This window comes from Streptomyces sp. NPDC056296 (assembly GCF_042268605.1).
GTDB lineage: Bacteria > Actinomycetota > Actinomycetes > Streptomycetales > Streptomycetaceae > Streptomyces.
Genome location: NZ_JBHJRX010000050.1, coordinates 59,077 through 73,090, shown reverse-complemented (window position 1 = coordinate 73,090; position 14,014 = coordinate 59,077). Strand labels below are relative to the sequence as shown.

At 70.9% G+C, this 14,014-nt stretch carries 15 protein-coding genes; 3 read left to right on the top strand and 12 right to left on the bottom strand.

Translation table 11 applies throughout. The annotated features are described in order from the left end of the window. Window positions 1–196: 196 nt before the first annotated feature. On the bottom strand, window positions 197–2,053 hold the full coding sequence (locus ACFCZF_RS30840) for a S9 family peptidase (RefSeq protein ID WP_376674412.1): 1,857 nt from the start codon (window positions 2,051–2,053) through the stop codon (window positions 197–199). Between the two features lie 133 nt (window positions 2,054–2,186). Between ACFCZF_RS30840 and ACFCZF_RS30835 the strand changes: the two genes are divergently transcribed. Next, on the top strand, window positions 2,187–2,999 hold the full coding sequence (locus ACFCZF_RS30835; protein ID WP_376674411.1) for an SURF1 family protein: 813 nt from the start codon (window positions 2,187–2,189) through the stop codon (window positions 2,997–2,999). A 51-nt stretch (window positions 3,000–3,050) separates the two neighbouring features. Here ACFCZF_RS30835 and ACFCZF_RS30830 read toward each other — a convergent pair whose 3' ends face one another. From ACFCZF_RS30830 to ACFCZF_RS30795, 8 genes are all read right to left on the bottom strand, one after another. Beyond that, window positions 3,051–4,421, bottom strand: a complete 1,371-nt coding sequence (locus tag ACFCZF_RS30830) for a hypothetical protein (protein WP_376674410.1) — start codon at window positions 4,419–4,421, stop codon at window positions 3,051–3,053. Further along, on the bottom strand, window positions 4,418–4,996 hold the full coding sequence (locus tag ACFCZF_RS30825; RefSeq protein WP_376674416.1) for a SigE family RNA polymerase sigma factor: 579 nt from the start codon (window positions 4,994–4,996) through the stop codon (window positions 4,418–4,420). The genes ACFCZF_RS30830 and ACFCZF_RS30825 overlap by 4 nt, the downstream gene beginning before the upstream one ends. A 476-nt stretch (window positions 4,997–5,472) precedes the next feature. Next, window positions 5,473–6,549, bottom strand: a complete 1,077-nt coding sequence (locus ACFCZF_RS30820; RefSeq protein WP_375909508.1) for an aspartate-semialdehyde dehydrogenase — start codon at window positions 6,547–6,549, stop codon at window positions 5,473–5,475. Continuing rightward, window positions 6,549–7,841 carry an aspartate kinase gene (locus tag ACFCZF_RS30815; protein WP_375909506.1) on the bottom strand — a complete coding sequence of 431 codons (1,293 nt, stop codon included), beginning with the start codon at window positions 7,839–7,841 and terminating at the stop codon, window positions 6,549–6,551. The genes ACFCZF_RS30820 and ACFCZF_RS30815 overlap by 1 nt, the downstream gene beginning before the upstream one ends. A 197-nt stretch (window positions 7,842–8,038) precedes the next feature. Further along, a complete protein-coding gene (locus ACFCZF_RS30810; RefSeq protein ID WP_376674409.1) occupies window positions 8,039–8,617 on the bottom strand; it encodes a Uma2 family endonuclease in 579 nt (192 codons plus the stop codon). 50 nt (window positions 8,618–8,667) lie between these two features. Beyond that, complete coding sequence (locus ACFCZF_RS30805; protein WP_376674408.1) at window positions 8,668–9,699, bottom strand: hypothetical protein; 1,032 nt, start codon at window positions 9,697–9,699, stop codon at window positions 8,668–8,670. 236 nt (window positions 9,700–9,935) lie between these two features. Further along, complete coding sequence (locus tag ACFCZF_RS30800; protein WP_376674407.1) at window positions 9,936–10,121, bottom strand: DUF397 domain-containing protein; 186 nt, start codon at window positions 10,119–10,121, stop codon at window positions 9,936–9,938. Next, window positions 10,114–10,869 carry a helix-turn-helix transcriptional regulator gene (locus ACFCZF_RS30795; protein WP_376674415.1) on the bottom strand — a complete coding sequence of 252 codons (756 nt, stop codon included), beginning with the start codon at window positions 10,867–10,869 and terminating at the stop codon, window positions 10,114–10,116. Before ACFCZF_RS30795 ends, ACFCZF_RS30800 begins: the two co-directional genes overlap by 8 nt. Window positions 10,870–10,995: 126 nt before the next feature. Here ACFCZF_RS30795 and ACFCZF_RS30790 point away from each other — a divergent pair, with 126 nt between their 5' ends. Continuing rightward, window positions 10,996–11,385 carry a hypothetical protein gene (locus tag ACFCZF_RS30790; protein ID WP_376674406.1) on the top strand — a complete coding sequence of 130 codons (390 nt, stop codon included), beginning with the start codon at window positions 10,996–10,998 and terminating at the stop codon, window positions 11,383–11,385. A 7-nt stretch (window positions 11,386–11,392) separates the two neighbouring features. Beyond that, complete coding sequence (locus ACFCZF_RS30785) at window positions 11,393–11,998, top strand: ankyrin repeat domain-containing protein (protein WP_376674405.1); 606 nt, start codon at window positions 11,393–11,395, stop codon at window positions 11,996–11,998. A 171-nt stretch (window positions 11,999–12,169) separates the two neighbouring features. On the opposite strand, the gene ACFCZF_RS30780 is transcribed toward ACFCZF_RS30785, so the two are convergent. The 3 genes from ACFCZF_RS30780 to ACFCZF_RS30770 all read right to left on the bottom strand — a co-directional run bounded on the left by ACFCZF_RS30780 (window position 12,170) and on the right by ACFCZF_RS30770 (window position 13,839). Further along, on the bottom strand, window positions 12,170–12,829 hold the full coding sequence (locus ACFCZF_RS30780) for a DUF5063 domain-containing protein (RefSeq protein WP_376674404.1): 660 nt from the start codon (window positions 12,827–12,829) through the stop codon (window positions 12,170–12,172). Next, window positions 12,822–13,421 (bottom strand): recombination mediator RecR, encoded by a 600-nt coding sequence (gene recR, locus ACFCZF_RS30775; protein ID WP_087808111.1) that lies wholly within the window; start codon window positions 13,419–13,421, stop codon window positions 12,822–12,824. Before recR ends, ACFCZF_RS30780 begins: the two co-directional genes overlap by 8 nt. Before the next feature lie 73 nt (window positions 13,422–13,494). Continuing rightward, on the bottom strand, window positions 13,495–13,839 hold the full coding sequence (locus tag ACFCZF_RS30770) for a YbaB/EbfC family nucleoid-associated protein (protein ID WP_375909488.1): 345 nt from the start codon (window positions 13,837–13,839) through the stop codon (window positions 13,495–13,497). Between the last annotated feature and the right edge of the window lie 175 nt (window positions 13,840–14,014).

The window sequence follows — 14,014 nt, the reverse complement described above, 5'->3', positions numbered from 1 at the left end:
GGGGGGGGGGGGGGGGGGGGGGGGGGGGGGGGGGGGGGGGGGGGGGGGGGGTGGGGGGGGGGGGGGGGGGGGGGGGGGGGGGGGGGGGGGGGGGGCCCCCCCCCCCCCACACCCCCGCCAGGGGGCTCCGCCCCCTGGACCCCCGGCCTATGCCCACCCACCACCCGTCTCGGTCGGTCAAGAAGCCACCACCCGGCTAGCTACGCGGCAAGTACCTTTCCGCGAAGTCCAGTTCCAGCCGGACCTGCTTGATCCGTTCGTCCACCACCAGTGACCCGTGCCCCGCGTCGTAGCGGTAGACCTCGTGGGCCGCGCCCCTCGCCTCCAGGCGCTCGACGTAGTTCTCGACCTGGCGGATCGGGCAGCGTGGGTCGTTGACGCCGGCGGAGATGTAGACCGGCGCCTTGACCTGGTCGACGTAGGTCAGTGGCGAGGACGCCTCGAAGCGGTCGGGGACCTCTTCGGGGGTGCCGCCGAGGAGGGTGCGGTCGAGGGCCTTCAGGCCCTCCATCTCGTCGTGGTACGCGGTGACGTAGTCGGCGACCGGCACGGCGGCGATGCCCAGCGTCCACGCCTCGGGCCGGGTGCCGATGCCGAGGAGGGTGAGGTAGCCGCCCCAGGAGCCGCCGGTGAGGATCAGCCGCTCGGGGTCCGCGAGGCCGGAGGTGACCGCCCACTCGCGCACCGCCTCGATGTCCTCCAGCTCGATGAGACCGACCCGGTGCTTGAGGGCGTCGGTCCAGGCACGGCCGTATCCGGTGGAGCCGCGGTAGTTGACGCGGACCACCGCGTACCCGTGGTCGACCCAGGCGGCGGGGCCGGCGGCGAAGGCGTCGCTGTCGTGCCAGGTCGGGCCGCCGTGGATGTCGAAGACCGTCGGGAGTGGTCCGGTCGTGCCGGCCGGCTTCTGGACCAGGGCGTGGATGCGGCCGCCCGGGCCGTCCACCCACACGTCCTCCACCGGAACCGAGCCGGGCGACTTCATGCCGGGCGGGTCCAGCACGACCCGGCCCGTGGTGGAGCGCACCGCCGACGGCTCGGCGGCCGACGACCACAGGTACTCCACGCTGCCGTCCGGGCGGGCCGTCGCCCCGGAGACCGTGCCGGGCGGGGTCTCGATCTCGATCAGCTCGCGCTCGGCGAAGTCGTACCGGAACAGCTCGCTGCGGGCCTCGAAGCCGTGCACGATCAGCAGGCCGCCGCCGTCCGGGTACCACTCGGCGCTGACGTCGCCGGGCAGCTCCAGGGCGAGGTCGGTCTGCTCGCCCGTCGCCACGTCCCACACCAGGGGCTCCCAGCGGCCCCGGCGCTGGTGGCCGATGAGCAGGCGGGTGTCGCCGTCGACCGGCGCGAAGCCGAGGACCTCCAGGCCCAGCTCCTCCTCGCCGCCCTCCGTGTCGTCCAGCTCGGCGACCTTCGAGCCGTCGGGGCGCAGGACGCGCAGCGCCGAGTGCATGGCGTCGCCGTGCTCGGTGTGCTCGATGGCGATCAGCGTGCCGTCGTGCGAGAGGTCGCCGACGCCCGCGGACTCGCGGTGCCGGTAGATCTCCGCCGGGGGCCCGCCCGCGTACGCGAGGTGGATCGTCGTACCGTCCTCGTCGGTCGAGCGGCCGATCACCGCCGTACGCCCGTCCCGGCCGAGGGCGAGGCCCGCCGGGTAGGAGGGGTCGAGGCCCGGCACCGCGAGCTCGTCCTCGCCGCCCGGGAAGGGCTGGCGACGCCAGACGCCGAACTCGTCGCCGTCCTTGTCGTCGAACCACCAGATCCAGTCGCCGTCCGGTGAGAGCACGCCGTCCGTCGTGCCGTTGGGCCGGTCGGTGACCTGACGCTGCTCACCGGTCGACCGGTCCCAGGCGTACAGCTCGTACGTCCCCGTCGCGTTCGACACGAACAGGGAGCGGTCCGGCGCGTCCTCGGCCCAGTCGGGCAGCGACACCCGCGGCGCCCGGAACCGCTTCTCCCACTCGGGCGTCTCCGCGCCCCGCGACCCGTCCCCCGCGCTGTCCTGTCCCCGCCGCTGGTCCGGTGACACGGACCCGTTGCTCTCAGTCATGGCCCCATACTGCCCCGTCCCGGGGACAACGCGCGGATCGGATCCCCAGCCTGTGGACAACTCCGCCCGTCCCGGCTCCGTCCGACGCTTTTCCACAGCCCCGAGGACGGGCCGCGGGGGCGCGCACCGTACCGTGGAGGGCGTGTACCGGTTTCTGCTGACGCCCCGATGGTGGGGGATCAACGTCTTCGTCGTCCTGGCCATCCCGTTCTGCATCTTCATGGGTTCCTGGCAGCTCGGCCGGTTCGAGGACCGGGTGCAGGACCACGAGACCGCGACCAACCAGGACGAGTCGGCCCGCGGGGAGGCGGCCCGCCCGCTGGCGGAGCTGCTGCCGGTGGACAAGGCGACGGTCGGCGACCAGACCACCGTGCGCGGCCGGTACGACGACCAGCTGCTCGTCCCGGAGCGAGAGCTGGACGGCCGGGAGGGCTACTACGTCCTCACCCTGCTGCGCACCGACGCCGGCCAGGCACTGCCCGTCGTACGGGGCTGGCTGCCCGGCGAGCCCGACCCGGCGAAGGCCCCGGCCCCGCCCACCGGCGAGGTCACCGTCACCGGAGCGCTCCAGGCCGCCGAGTCGGTCGGCGCGGGCGGCGTCAGCGGCCGCACCGGATGGCCGGCCGGGCAGACCGGCGCGATCAGCGCGGCGACCCTGCTGAACCTCGTGCCGTACGACGTCTACGACGCGTGGGTCACGCTCAACGAGGGCGACTCCGGGATGCGCGCCGTGCCCGTGAGCGCGCCGCAGAACACCGGGCTGGACCTCAAGGCGTTCCAGAACCTCGGCTACACCGCCGAGTGGTTCGCCTTCGTGGGGTTCGTGATCTTCATGTGGTTCCGGCTGCTGCGCCGCGAGGTCGAACTCGCCCGGGACGCGGAGCTGGGCCTGGTCCCGGAGGACGAGCCGGAGCGGGAGTCGCACCCCACCCCGTCCGGCGTCTGACGCCGGACGGCCCGTAGAGCGTAGAGCGGGGGGGCGCACCCGGCGGCGGGGTTACATCCCCGTCCCCGCCAGCACACCCGTCCAGTACACCGTCCCCGCGCACGCGTTGGACACGGTGGCCGTCGCCGAACCGGCGCCGCCCTCCGGGGTGTACGTCACCGACACGCTCCCGTCGGCCGGGCCGTCCTCGGTGACCAGCTGGGGCGTGGTGCCGGTGCCGGTGTCGCCGCCGCCACCGCTCGTGGAGGTGCCGCCCGTGCCGGTCGGCTCCTCGGTGGGCGAGGGACCGGGCGAGGGGCCGCCGGTGCCGCCCCCCGTGGTGCCGCCGGTGGTGGGACAGGTCTCCGAGGGCACCCAGGCGAACTGCACCTCGTACGCGGAGCTGGGCGCCAGCGTCAGCGAGGTGGTCTCCAGGGACGGGTCGGGCAGTCCGGCCGCGGCGTCCCCGGCCGCGTGCCGTGCCGTGCCGATCTTCGTGGCGTCCGCCGCGCCCTGCGGGGTGGTGACCACGCTGCCGGGGCCGGCGACGGTGCAGCCGTCGGAGGAGACGTTGGTGACGCTGAAGGAACCGTAGACCGCGCCCGCGGAGTCGGGGGCGGCGCTGCTCGCGACGGCCGGGCCGAGCTGCTTGGCCGTACACACGGGGATGTCGGCGGCGGTACTGGCGGACGGGTCGGCGCCCGGGTCCGAGCCCGTCGCGGCGCCGCTCTCCTCGTCCTTGTCGGGCGTCTCCTTCGGGTCGGCCTTGTCCTTGCCCTCGTCGGTGCCCGCGGAGCCGGCGATGCCGCTCTGGCCGCCGGCCGGGTCCTTGCCCTGGGAGGCGCCGCCCTGGGCCTGCGAGGCGTGGCCCGCGACGGACGGGTCGGCCCCCGGTCCGGTGGCACCCGAGACGTGCACGAGGGCCGGGACCGCCGTGCCGAGGAAGAGGGCGGCGGCCGCCACGCCGACCGCGGCCTGGCGCTTGCGGGCCCGCCGGGCGGGCACCGCGCGGCGCAGGTGGTCCAGGGTGCCGTCGCTCGGCTCCACGTCCTGGACGGCGTGGTGCAGCATCCTGCGCAGGGCCAGCTCGTCGGAGTCGAGCCCGTCGGGTCCCTGAGCGCGGGGCCCTTGGGCGCGGGGCCCCTGAGCGTCGGGGCTCTGAGCGTCGGGTCCCTGAGCGTCGGGGCCCTGTTCGGCGGGGCCCTGAGCGTCGGGGCCCTGAGCGTCGGGGCCCTGTTCGGCGGGGCCCTGAGCGTCGGGGCCCTGAGCGTCGGGGCCCTGTTCGGCGGGGCCGTGGTTCACAGTTCCGTTCCCAGCGTGCGTGTGCTTCGGCTGCTCGTGCCCGATCAGCCCGGCCGGTCCGGTCGGCTCGGTCGGCGCGTCCCCCTCCCGGGGGCTGTGCTCGTCGCGGGCGTCGCGCCGCGCGTCGTCGCCGTCGCTCATGCCGGTGCCTCCATGGCCACCCTGAGCGCCGCGATGCCGCGCGAACCGTACGCCTTGACCGAGCCGAGGGATATGCCGAGCGTCTCGGCGACCTGGGCCTCGGTCATGTCGGCGAAGTAGCGCAGGACCAGGACCTCGCGCTGGCGGCGCTGGAGTCCCTTCATCGCCTTGATCAGGGAGTCGCGCTCCAGCTGGTCGTAGGCGCCCTCCTCCGCGCTCGCCATGTCCGGCATCGGCTTGGAGAGCAGCTTGAGGCCGAGGATGCGGCGGCGCAGCGCCGAACGCGAGAGATTGACGACGGTCTGGCGCAGGTACGCCAGGGTCTTCTCCGGGTCACGGACGCGTTTGCGCGCCGAGTGGACCCGGATGAAGGCCTCCTGGACGACGTCCTCGCAGGAGGCGGTGTCGTCGAGGAGGAGGGCGGCGAGGCCGAGCAGTGACCGGTAGTGCGTCCGGTACGTCTCGGTGAGGTGGTCGACGGTGGTACCCGCCGCCGCCACGTCCTCTTCAGCGCCGTCGCGCTGGTTCGATATGCGGGCCGGCCGCGCTGCGGGCATGGGCGCGATCACCGGCATGCCACCGGCCGGACCGGCCACACGGGGACGGACGGACCGGCTGGGCGGGCGCAGAGCCGCGCCGCGCGTTCCTGCGGTGAATTCGAGAACCTCTGCCACGCCAGTTGGACACGCACACCCCCGTGAGGGTTGTACGTGCCGGGCGTCACGTTCCCGTGTCTGTCGGGCAGCCACCCGACTGACGGTGCGTCATAGGCCCTCATCGTCCCGCTCTTCCCCTATGTCCCATGTGAACGAGCGTCCCCACGCCCGTCCTCGGCGTCCCCACGCCGACTCACGCGTCCCCGCGCCCTGAATGGGTGACCGCAAAGACGCTCCCCGCCCTCCGCACGGTTGCGGAGGGCGGGGAGCAAATCCTCTGATGCCACAGGTGTCGGATACAAGTAGTCCGGACCAACTTCCGGATCACATCTCGTTCATGGATCCTCCGGACAAACCCCACAACGACCAGGGCTTTTGTCCCCCCTGATGCCTGTTCAGGCGAACTCGGCCGCCACCAGTTCCGCGATCTGCGCGGTGTTCAGCGCGGCCCCCTTGCGCAGGTTGTCCCCGCAGACGAAGAGTTCGAGCGCCGTCGGGTCGTCCAGGGCCCGCCGCACCCGGCCGACCCAGGTCGGGTCGGTGCCGACCACGTCGGCGGGGGTCGGGAACTCCCCCGCGGCCGGGTTGTCGAAGAGGACGACGCCGGGCGCGGTGGCCAGGATCTCCCGGGCCCCCTCGACGGTGACCTCGCCCTCGAAGCGGGCGTGCACGGTCAGCGAGTGCGTGGTGACCACGGGAACCCGGACGCACGTCACCGCCACCGGAAGCTGCGGCAGCCCGAGGATCTTGCGGGACTCGTCCCGCACCTTCATCTCCTCCGACGACCAACCGTCGTCCTTCAGCGAACCGGCCCACGGTACGACGTTCAGCGCGACCGGCTCCGGGAACGGCCCGGTGTCGTCGCCGACCGCCCGCCGCACGTCACCGGGGTGCGTCCCCAGCTCGGTCCCGGCCACCAGGGACAGCTGCCGGCGCAGCGTCTCCACACCGTCCCGCCCGGCCCCGCTCACCGCCTGGTACGAGGAGACGACCAGCTCGCGCAGCCCGAACTCGGCATGCAGCGCGCCCAGCGCCACGATCATGGACAGCGTCGTGCAGTTGGGGTTGGCGACGATCCCGCGCGGCCGCATCCGCACCGCGTGCGGATTGACCTCGGGCACGACGAGCGGCACGTCCGGGTCCATCCGGAACGCGCCGGAGTTGTCGACCACCACCACGCCCTTGGCCGCAGCGACCGGCGCCCACTGCGCGGAGACCTCGTCGGGTACGTCGAACATGGCGACGTCGACCCCGTCGAAGGCCTCTTCGCTCAGCGCGACGACCTCGACCTCCTCACCCCGCACGGCCAGCTTGCGGCCGGCCGAGCGCGGCGAGGCGATCAGGCGGATGTCGCCCCAGACGTCCGCGTGCTGGGACAGGATCTGGAGCATGACCGCACCGACGGCGCCGGTCGCTCCGACGACGGCCAGGGTCGGCCGCCCGGTGCGCCCGGCACCCGCGATGTCGACCATCAGCGCCCGGTGCCCCCGTAGACGACGGCCTCGTCGCTGTCGGAGTCCAGCCCGAAGGCGGTGTGCACGGCGCGGACGGCCTCGTTCACGTCGTCCTTGCGGGTGACGACCGAGATACGGATCTCGGAGGTCGAGATCAGCTCGATGTTCACCCCGGCGTCGGACAGCGCGGTGAAGAAGTCGGCGGTGACGCCCGGGTTGCTCTTCATCCCCGCGCCGACCAGGGAGATCTTGGCGATCTGGTCGTCGTAGCGCAGCGAGTCGAAGCCGATGCCGGCCCGGCCCTTCTCCAGCGCGTCGATGGCCTTGCGGCCCTCGGTCTTCGGCAGGGTGAAGGAGATGTCCGTCAGGCCCGTGGAGGCGGCGGACACGTTCTGCACGACCATGTCGATGTTGACCTGGGCGTCGGCGATCGCGCGGAAGATCGCGGCCGCCTCGCCCGGCTTGTCCGGCACACCGACGACCGTGACCTTGGCCTCCGAGGTGTCGTGCGCGACACCGGAGATGAGGGCCTGCTCCACCTGCTTTTCCCCTTGCTGCTGTGACGATCGAATGCGTGGCTCGCTGCTGACCCACGTGCCCTGCAGTCCGCTGAAGCTGGACCGGACGTGGATCGGGATGTTGTACCGGCGGGCGTACTCCACACAGCGGTGGAGGAGCACCTTGGAACCGGAGGCCGCGAGCTCCAGCATGTCCTCGAAGGAGATCCAGTCGATCTTCTTCGCCTTCTTCACCACACGCGGGTCGGCGGTGAACACGCCGTCGACATCGGTGTAGATCTCACACACATCCGCGTCGAGCGCGGCGGCGAGAGCGACGGCCGTGGTGTCGGACCCGCCGCGCCCCAGCGTGGTGATGTCCTTGCTGTCCTGGCTGACGCCCTGGAAACCGGCCACGATGGCGACGTTGCCCTCGTCCACCGAGGTCTTGATACGACCCGGCGTGACGTCGATGATCCGGGCCTTGTTGTGGACCGAGTCGGTGATGACTCCAGCCTGGCTGCCGGTGAACGACTGGGCCTCGTGACCCAGGTTTTTGATCGCCATGGCCAGCAGCGCCATGGAGATACGCTCTCCGGCGGTCAGCAGCATGTCGAGTTCACGCCCGGCAGGGATCGGGGATACCTGCTCGGCGAGATCGATCAGCTCGTCCGTCGTGTCGCCCATCGCGGAAACGACGGCGACCACCTGGTTGCCGTTCTTCTTCGCTTCCACGATCCGCTTGGCGACGCGCTTGATGCCTTCGGCATCGGCTACGGAGGAGCCTCCGTACTTCTGCACGACAAGGCCCACGTGCGCTCCTCGCTCAATCCGTCTCTTTCCGCACGTACGTATATGTACTGCGGTCGGCTCATTTTACCGAGCGTCCGGATTCCGCCACTGCGGTATCGCATGATGAGACCCGGGTACTCGCTCAGGCTGGCTCATGCCCATCGCTGCGCGGGTCACTCGGAAAAGTGCCGTGTGTCACACGTTCACAAGCGGGCGGGTCAGTCCGCGAGCTCTTTGAGGGGCTCGGTGTCGAGGGTGATGTCGACGGGGGAGGGGAGAGTCACGGGGGCGCCAAAGGCGCTGTTCACCTGCTGGCGGTAACGGCCGTCCTTCGGTTCGGTGAACACGGTGACCGTGCAGTCGTCGCGGTCGACGAGCAAGTAGACCGGGATCCCAGCAGCCGCGTACCCATCGGGCTTGTCCACGCGGTCCCGCTGCGCGGCATCGGAATCCCATGAGGTGACTTCCACAGCCATCAGGGCGCTGCCGGGCGCCGACCACTCACCGTGCCCCTTGAAAGCGCCTCTGGGAACCAGCACGCCGTCGGCGCGCGCCCGTCCCTTCCGGTAGTCCTCCGTCTTGAGGCCCCGCTCGGCGTACAGCCACAGGTCAGGGCGATGCTGCATACAGAGCATCTGCAGCCAGGCAACGATCTCGCTGTGGTTGCCGTCCGGCATGGGCTTGACCGCGACCTTTCCGTTAATGAACTCCAGCCGCACCATCTCCGGGGCATGGCGTTCGAGCTCCTCGAACTCCTCGACGGACATCTGGGGCCGGTGCTCGGTCCTGGGGGTCATGGCGTTGCCTCCTCGACACCATGGTGCCCCCACCGACGCCTCCTGCACGCTCAAAGCGCCCGCTCCGTCCTCGGCCGCAGACCGCCCGCCGCGCGTACCTCCGCCGCGCGGCGGGGGACGTCCACCCACTCGTACACGGCGTGGGCGTCGGGGTCGGCCAGGAACGTGTCCGGCACGTACCCGGCGTCCAGCCGCCCGGCCTCCTCCGCGGCCACGGCCGCCTCGTACTCCGCGCGGCAGTCGGGGCACATGCCGCCCTTGATCGTCGTCGTCAGCTCGTCCGCGTCGCAGGACATGCAGCACATCACCGCGCGGGTCACGCGGGCCCGGCGCGGGGCGGCCTTCTGGCGGATCTTCGCCTTCTTCGGGGGCATCTTGTTCTCCAGTCGGTTGCGGGCGAGGCCGCCCGGGTTGTTCACGGTCGCGGGAAGGCCCTCGGTCACCGCGCGGGTGATGTCCTGGGGCGTCGCCCCGCGCGACAGCCACTCCCCCGCCAGCGAGGCGAGGGACCGGCAGTCGGATTCGGACAGGGACATACGGGGGTTCGCTTCACGGATTCCGGCCAGGGTGAGGTACGAGGTGGACGCCTCGGACTCCGGCTCGGACTGTGGATCGGCTTCCGGTTCGGGCAGCTCGGGCTCGTCGGTGCGGGCCAGGCCGGGTCGGAGGTCACCGGGCACGATCCGGCCGTTGCGCTCCCGCGCGAACGCCTCCCACCAGGCTTCCGACCTGCGCGTACGCGACCAATAGGTCCGCGTGACCCACCGCATGGTGTTGTCCTCGACGGTGATGTGTTCCCTGATCCAGCGCAGGTGGCCGGCCTCGGCGAGGCGGCTGAGAGACGTACGCATCGCCTGCTGGCCGTAGCGGGGGTGCTGTGCCGCGAGCACCTTGTGGCCCATCGCGTGGCCGTCGTCGAGATGGTCGACGAAGACGGCGATCTCCGCCTCACGCGGGCTCAGGTGTGCGAAGTCCGGGTCCGCGTGCGGGTCTTCGTCACCTGCGGGGCGTTTTCCGTAGCCCGGATTGGCCATGGGGTGGGACGAGGAGGGGAGGGCGGGACTAGTGTTGGCGTAAGCCACGGGCGAAGTCCGATTCGTTCCGTAGGTTAGGTCCCGGATTGGTGTTGGTAGCACCGCCGGGGCCGACATATTCAGTCGGCACTTGCCGCGAACCTAGAGCGGCTTTACACAGCGACGCAAGCTGACCACGGAACGTCACTCTTACGAGGTACGACGCCTCAACTCAGCTACAGACTTGGTTGGTTGGGTATTTCAACCAGACCAGAAACCCAAGGGAAGAGCTCGGGTCCCGGGGCTCAAGCTCCGGGCTGAACTGCGGCGATGAAGGCCGACCAGGCCGGGGCGGAGACCCGGAGTTCGGGGGCGCCGGGGGCCGTCTTGGAGTCGCGGATGTGGATGGTGGCGGCGAGGGCGACTTCGACGCAGTTGCCGCCTTCGGAGTTGCTGTAGCTCGACTTGAACCAGTCCAACTGGTCACTCATGACGATCCACCATCCGCTCGAGAAACCGGGCCGACTCGGCTGGGCCGAGAGCCTGCGCGCGGATCATGCTAAGCACCTCGGTGGCGCGGCTGACAACCTTCGGGTCAGCCGACAGATCGCTTGCCAGAGCACCTTCTGTGAATGCAAACCGCTCGTGATCACGCGTTTCGAGCAAGACCATGGGCCCCATCAACGCAGCCGGGATACCTCTGTCGAACGGAAGGACCTGCAGCATGACATTGCGCAGACCGAACGCCTGCAACAGACGGCGCAGTTGCGAGGCGTCCACCTGCGGACTGCGCAGCGCGGCCTCGTAGACGACGAAACTGAAGGAAACCGGTGGCTTTCGCTCCGTCAGGATCGTCTGGCGTTCGAGGCGCGCAGTGATCCGCCTCTCCGCCGTCTCCTCGTCCAGAGGCGGGTGGTGGTTTTCAATGAGCGACCGCGCGTACCCCTCTGTCTGCAACAGCCCGGGGACATAGGCGGCCTCGTACGACCAGAGGCTGATCGCCTCCTTCTCGCGTTCCATGAAGTCCTGCGCCCCTTCCGGGTACTTCTCACGCTGCAAATAGTCCTTCGCCGCGCTCAGCATCCCCTCCGCACAACACATCTCATCCGCAACGTCGAGCACGCGTGACGTCGGCATCCGGACGCCCTGCTCCATCGACTTGATCGTGTCCGGCGAGTAGTTGGCCGCCTCGGCCAGTTGCTCTCTGCTCACGTTGGCCTTGGTGCGCCAGCGTTTCATCTGGTTGCCGCCGTAGCGCCAAGCAGCAGGCGTTTGAGACACAGCACGCACCTCCGACCGATACACCCCGGCGTGTATCACCTCAGTCGCTACCGAGCGTAGCCTCGCGGGCGTCAGCGTGTGACCATGACGAACACAATTCATCGCCCGGCGTGGGTCCCGGCCACCGGCCACCAACTGCACCTCGCGGGCGTGCACTTCGACGCCGTACGGATCGACGGCATCCGGGGGGAGCTGGTCGCCGACTGGCTCGTCGAGGCGTCGGGCGACGACGCGGGGCCGATCGTGTGCGAGGCGGGCGGTGGGCGGTGGGTGTACTTCCTGCTGGCGCCCGGGGAGGTCGCCGCGTACGACTGGCCGCTCGGCGTACAGCGGCACAGCGGCGGGACCCGGACCGTCACCTACGTCGGCATTCCGGCGCTGGAGGGGAACACCTGGCCGCTGCGCTGGTACAGCGTGCCGACGGTGACCGCGCCGTACGTGTGCCCGGACCGGCTGCGGGACGCCCTGGAATGATGCGCGGGTGGAGCGATCGTACGAACTGACGCGGGCTGCGAAGGACGGGGACGTGACGACGGTGGCCCGGCTGCTGGGCGCCGGCGTGGTGGTGGACGCTCTCGGTGAAGACGCGCGGACGGCGCTGGACCTGGCGGCGCAGGAGAACCACGCCGACGTCGTCCGGGTGCTGCTCGGGGCCGGCGCGGACACGGCGGCGCACGCCGGGCCGTACCACGACCTGACCCCGCTCACCTGCGCGGCGATGTACGGGAGTACGGACGCCGTCGCCGTGCTGCTCGACGCCGGGGTGTCCATGGCGGCGCAGGACCGCATCCCGTACACACCGCTCGTCGTGGCGGCGGGCGACAACCACGCCGAGACTGTCGCCCTGCTCCTGGACCGTGGGGCGGACATCGAGGACCGGGCCATGAAGGGCCGGACGGCTCTCGAATGGGCCGCCTGTCTCGGGCGCGTCGAGGCGGTGCTGCTGCTGCTCGACCGGGGTGCTGAGGCCACGGACACGGCCCTGCGCTGCGCGGAGCGGCACGCCGGCCGGGGCGAGGAGGAGCGGGGCCGCTACGGACGGATAGGCGCGGCCCTGCGCGCGGCGCTCGGACACGATGCTGCGTGATCACCAAGTGGCGGTGCTGCCCGGGCCGGCCCCCTCCCCCCAAAAAAGCGTGAACACAACGCCCCCCACTGTCCTTACGACGCTCATCCGAGCGCCGAAATGACACTTCCCTTCCATCTGCTCACGCTTTTCAGCACAGCACCTGTCCCCAGCCCGCCGAAGTGGACTGCGTCACTGGACCGGGCGCAGGCCCAGTGGGCCCGCGATCTCCTCCACCATGACCCGGCCGGCCTCCGTCTCCAGGGTGTCGTCGCCCAGACCCTGGTCAGTGTCGAGGCCGTCCAGCTCCTCAAGGGGCTGGTTCAGCCTCACGTGCGCCACCACGGACTGCAGCGCCCGCAGGGTCGCCGAGGCCGTGGAGCCCCAGTTGGAGAAGTAGGAGAACTGCCACCACCACAGGGCCTCCGTGGTGCGGCCGGCCTTGTAGTGGACCATGCCGTGGCGGAGGTCGGTGATGACGTCGGTGAGGTCGTCGGAGATACGGGCCGGGACCGGGGCCTTGCGCGGCTCGTAGGGGTCGAAGACCTCGGAGTAGACGTCGATCGGGTCGAGGATGCGGGCGAGGTTCTCGCGGAGCTCGTCCACGTCGAGTTCCGGGCCCGGGTCGGGCTCGTAGCGCTCGTCGGGGACGATGTCCTCGTGGGCGCCCAGGCGGCCGCCGGCCAGCATGAGCTGGGAGACCTCCAGGAGGAGGAAGGGTACGGCGGAGTCGGGCTCGTCGCCCTTCGCCACCTCGGTGACGGCGACCAGGAAGCTCTCGATCTGGTCGGCGATCTGGACGGCGAAGTCGTCGGGGTTCTGGTTGGTCGCGTGCAGCGTGGCGTCAGACATCTAGGAGTCGTCTCCCCTCGAAGGCGCGGCCGAGGGTCACCTCGTCCGCGTATTCCAGGTCGCCGCCCACCGGGAGGCCGCTGGCCAGGCGGGTGACCTTGAGGCCCATGGGCTTGATCATGCGGGCGAGGTACGTGGCCGTGGCCTCGCCCTCCAGATTCGGGTCCGTGGCCAGGATCAGTTCCGTGACGGTGCCGTCCGCGAGGCGGGCGAGCAGTTCACGGATGCGAAGGTCGTCGGGGCCGACTCCGTCGATCGGGCTGATCGCGCCGCCGAGCACGTGGTAGCGCCCGCGGAACTCGCGGGTGCGCTCGATGGCCACGACGTCCTTCGGTTCCTCCACCACGCAGATGACGGAGGGGTCGCGACGCGGGTCGCGGCAGATGTTGCACTGCTCCTCCTGCGCGACGTTCCCGCAGGTCGCGCAGAAGCGGACTTTGGCCTTCACTTCCATGAGGGCCTGGGCGAGCCGCCGTACGTCGGTCGGTTCCGCCTGGAGGATGTGGAAGGCGATCCGCTGCGCGCTCTTGGGACCGACGCCGGGCAGCCGCCCGAGTTCGTCGATGAGGTCCTGGACCACGCCTTCGTACAACGGACTGCCGTCCTTCCTGAGGTTCCTGCACTACGTACGGTAGAGGGCTTCGGCCGGTCTGAGAAAGGCGAACTCAGAAAGGCAGGCCGGGGATGCCGCTGCCGCCGCCCATGCCCTGGGCGAGCGGGCCGAGCTTCTGCTGCTGGAGAGCCTGCGCGTTCTCGTTGGCCGCCTGGACCGCGGCCACGACCAGGTCGGCCAGGGTCTCGGTGTCCTCGGGGTCCACCGCCTTCGGGTCGATCTGCAGGGCGCGCAGCTCGCCGGAGCCGGTGACCGTCGCCTTCACCAGGCCGCCGCCCGCCTGGCCGTCGACCTCGGTCCTCGCCAGTTCCTCCTGGGCCTGGGCGAGGTCCTGCTGCATCTTCTGGGCCTGCTGAAGCAGCTGCTGCATGTTGGGCTGGCCACCACCGGGGATCACGTTCAGCTCCTGTCGCCGCTGTCGCCGCGGGGTCACCGCGGGTTTTTGCCGTTCGGCACGAGCCTACGTGCTCCGCGCGGCCCTCGCTCCAGCACTCTTTCGAGTGACGTCGAAGGGGCCCTATACCTGATCAACACCTCCTTCCGGGCGGAAAAGCGGCGGAATCCAGGGCTTC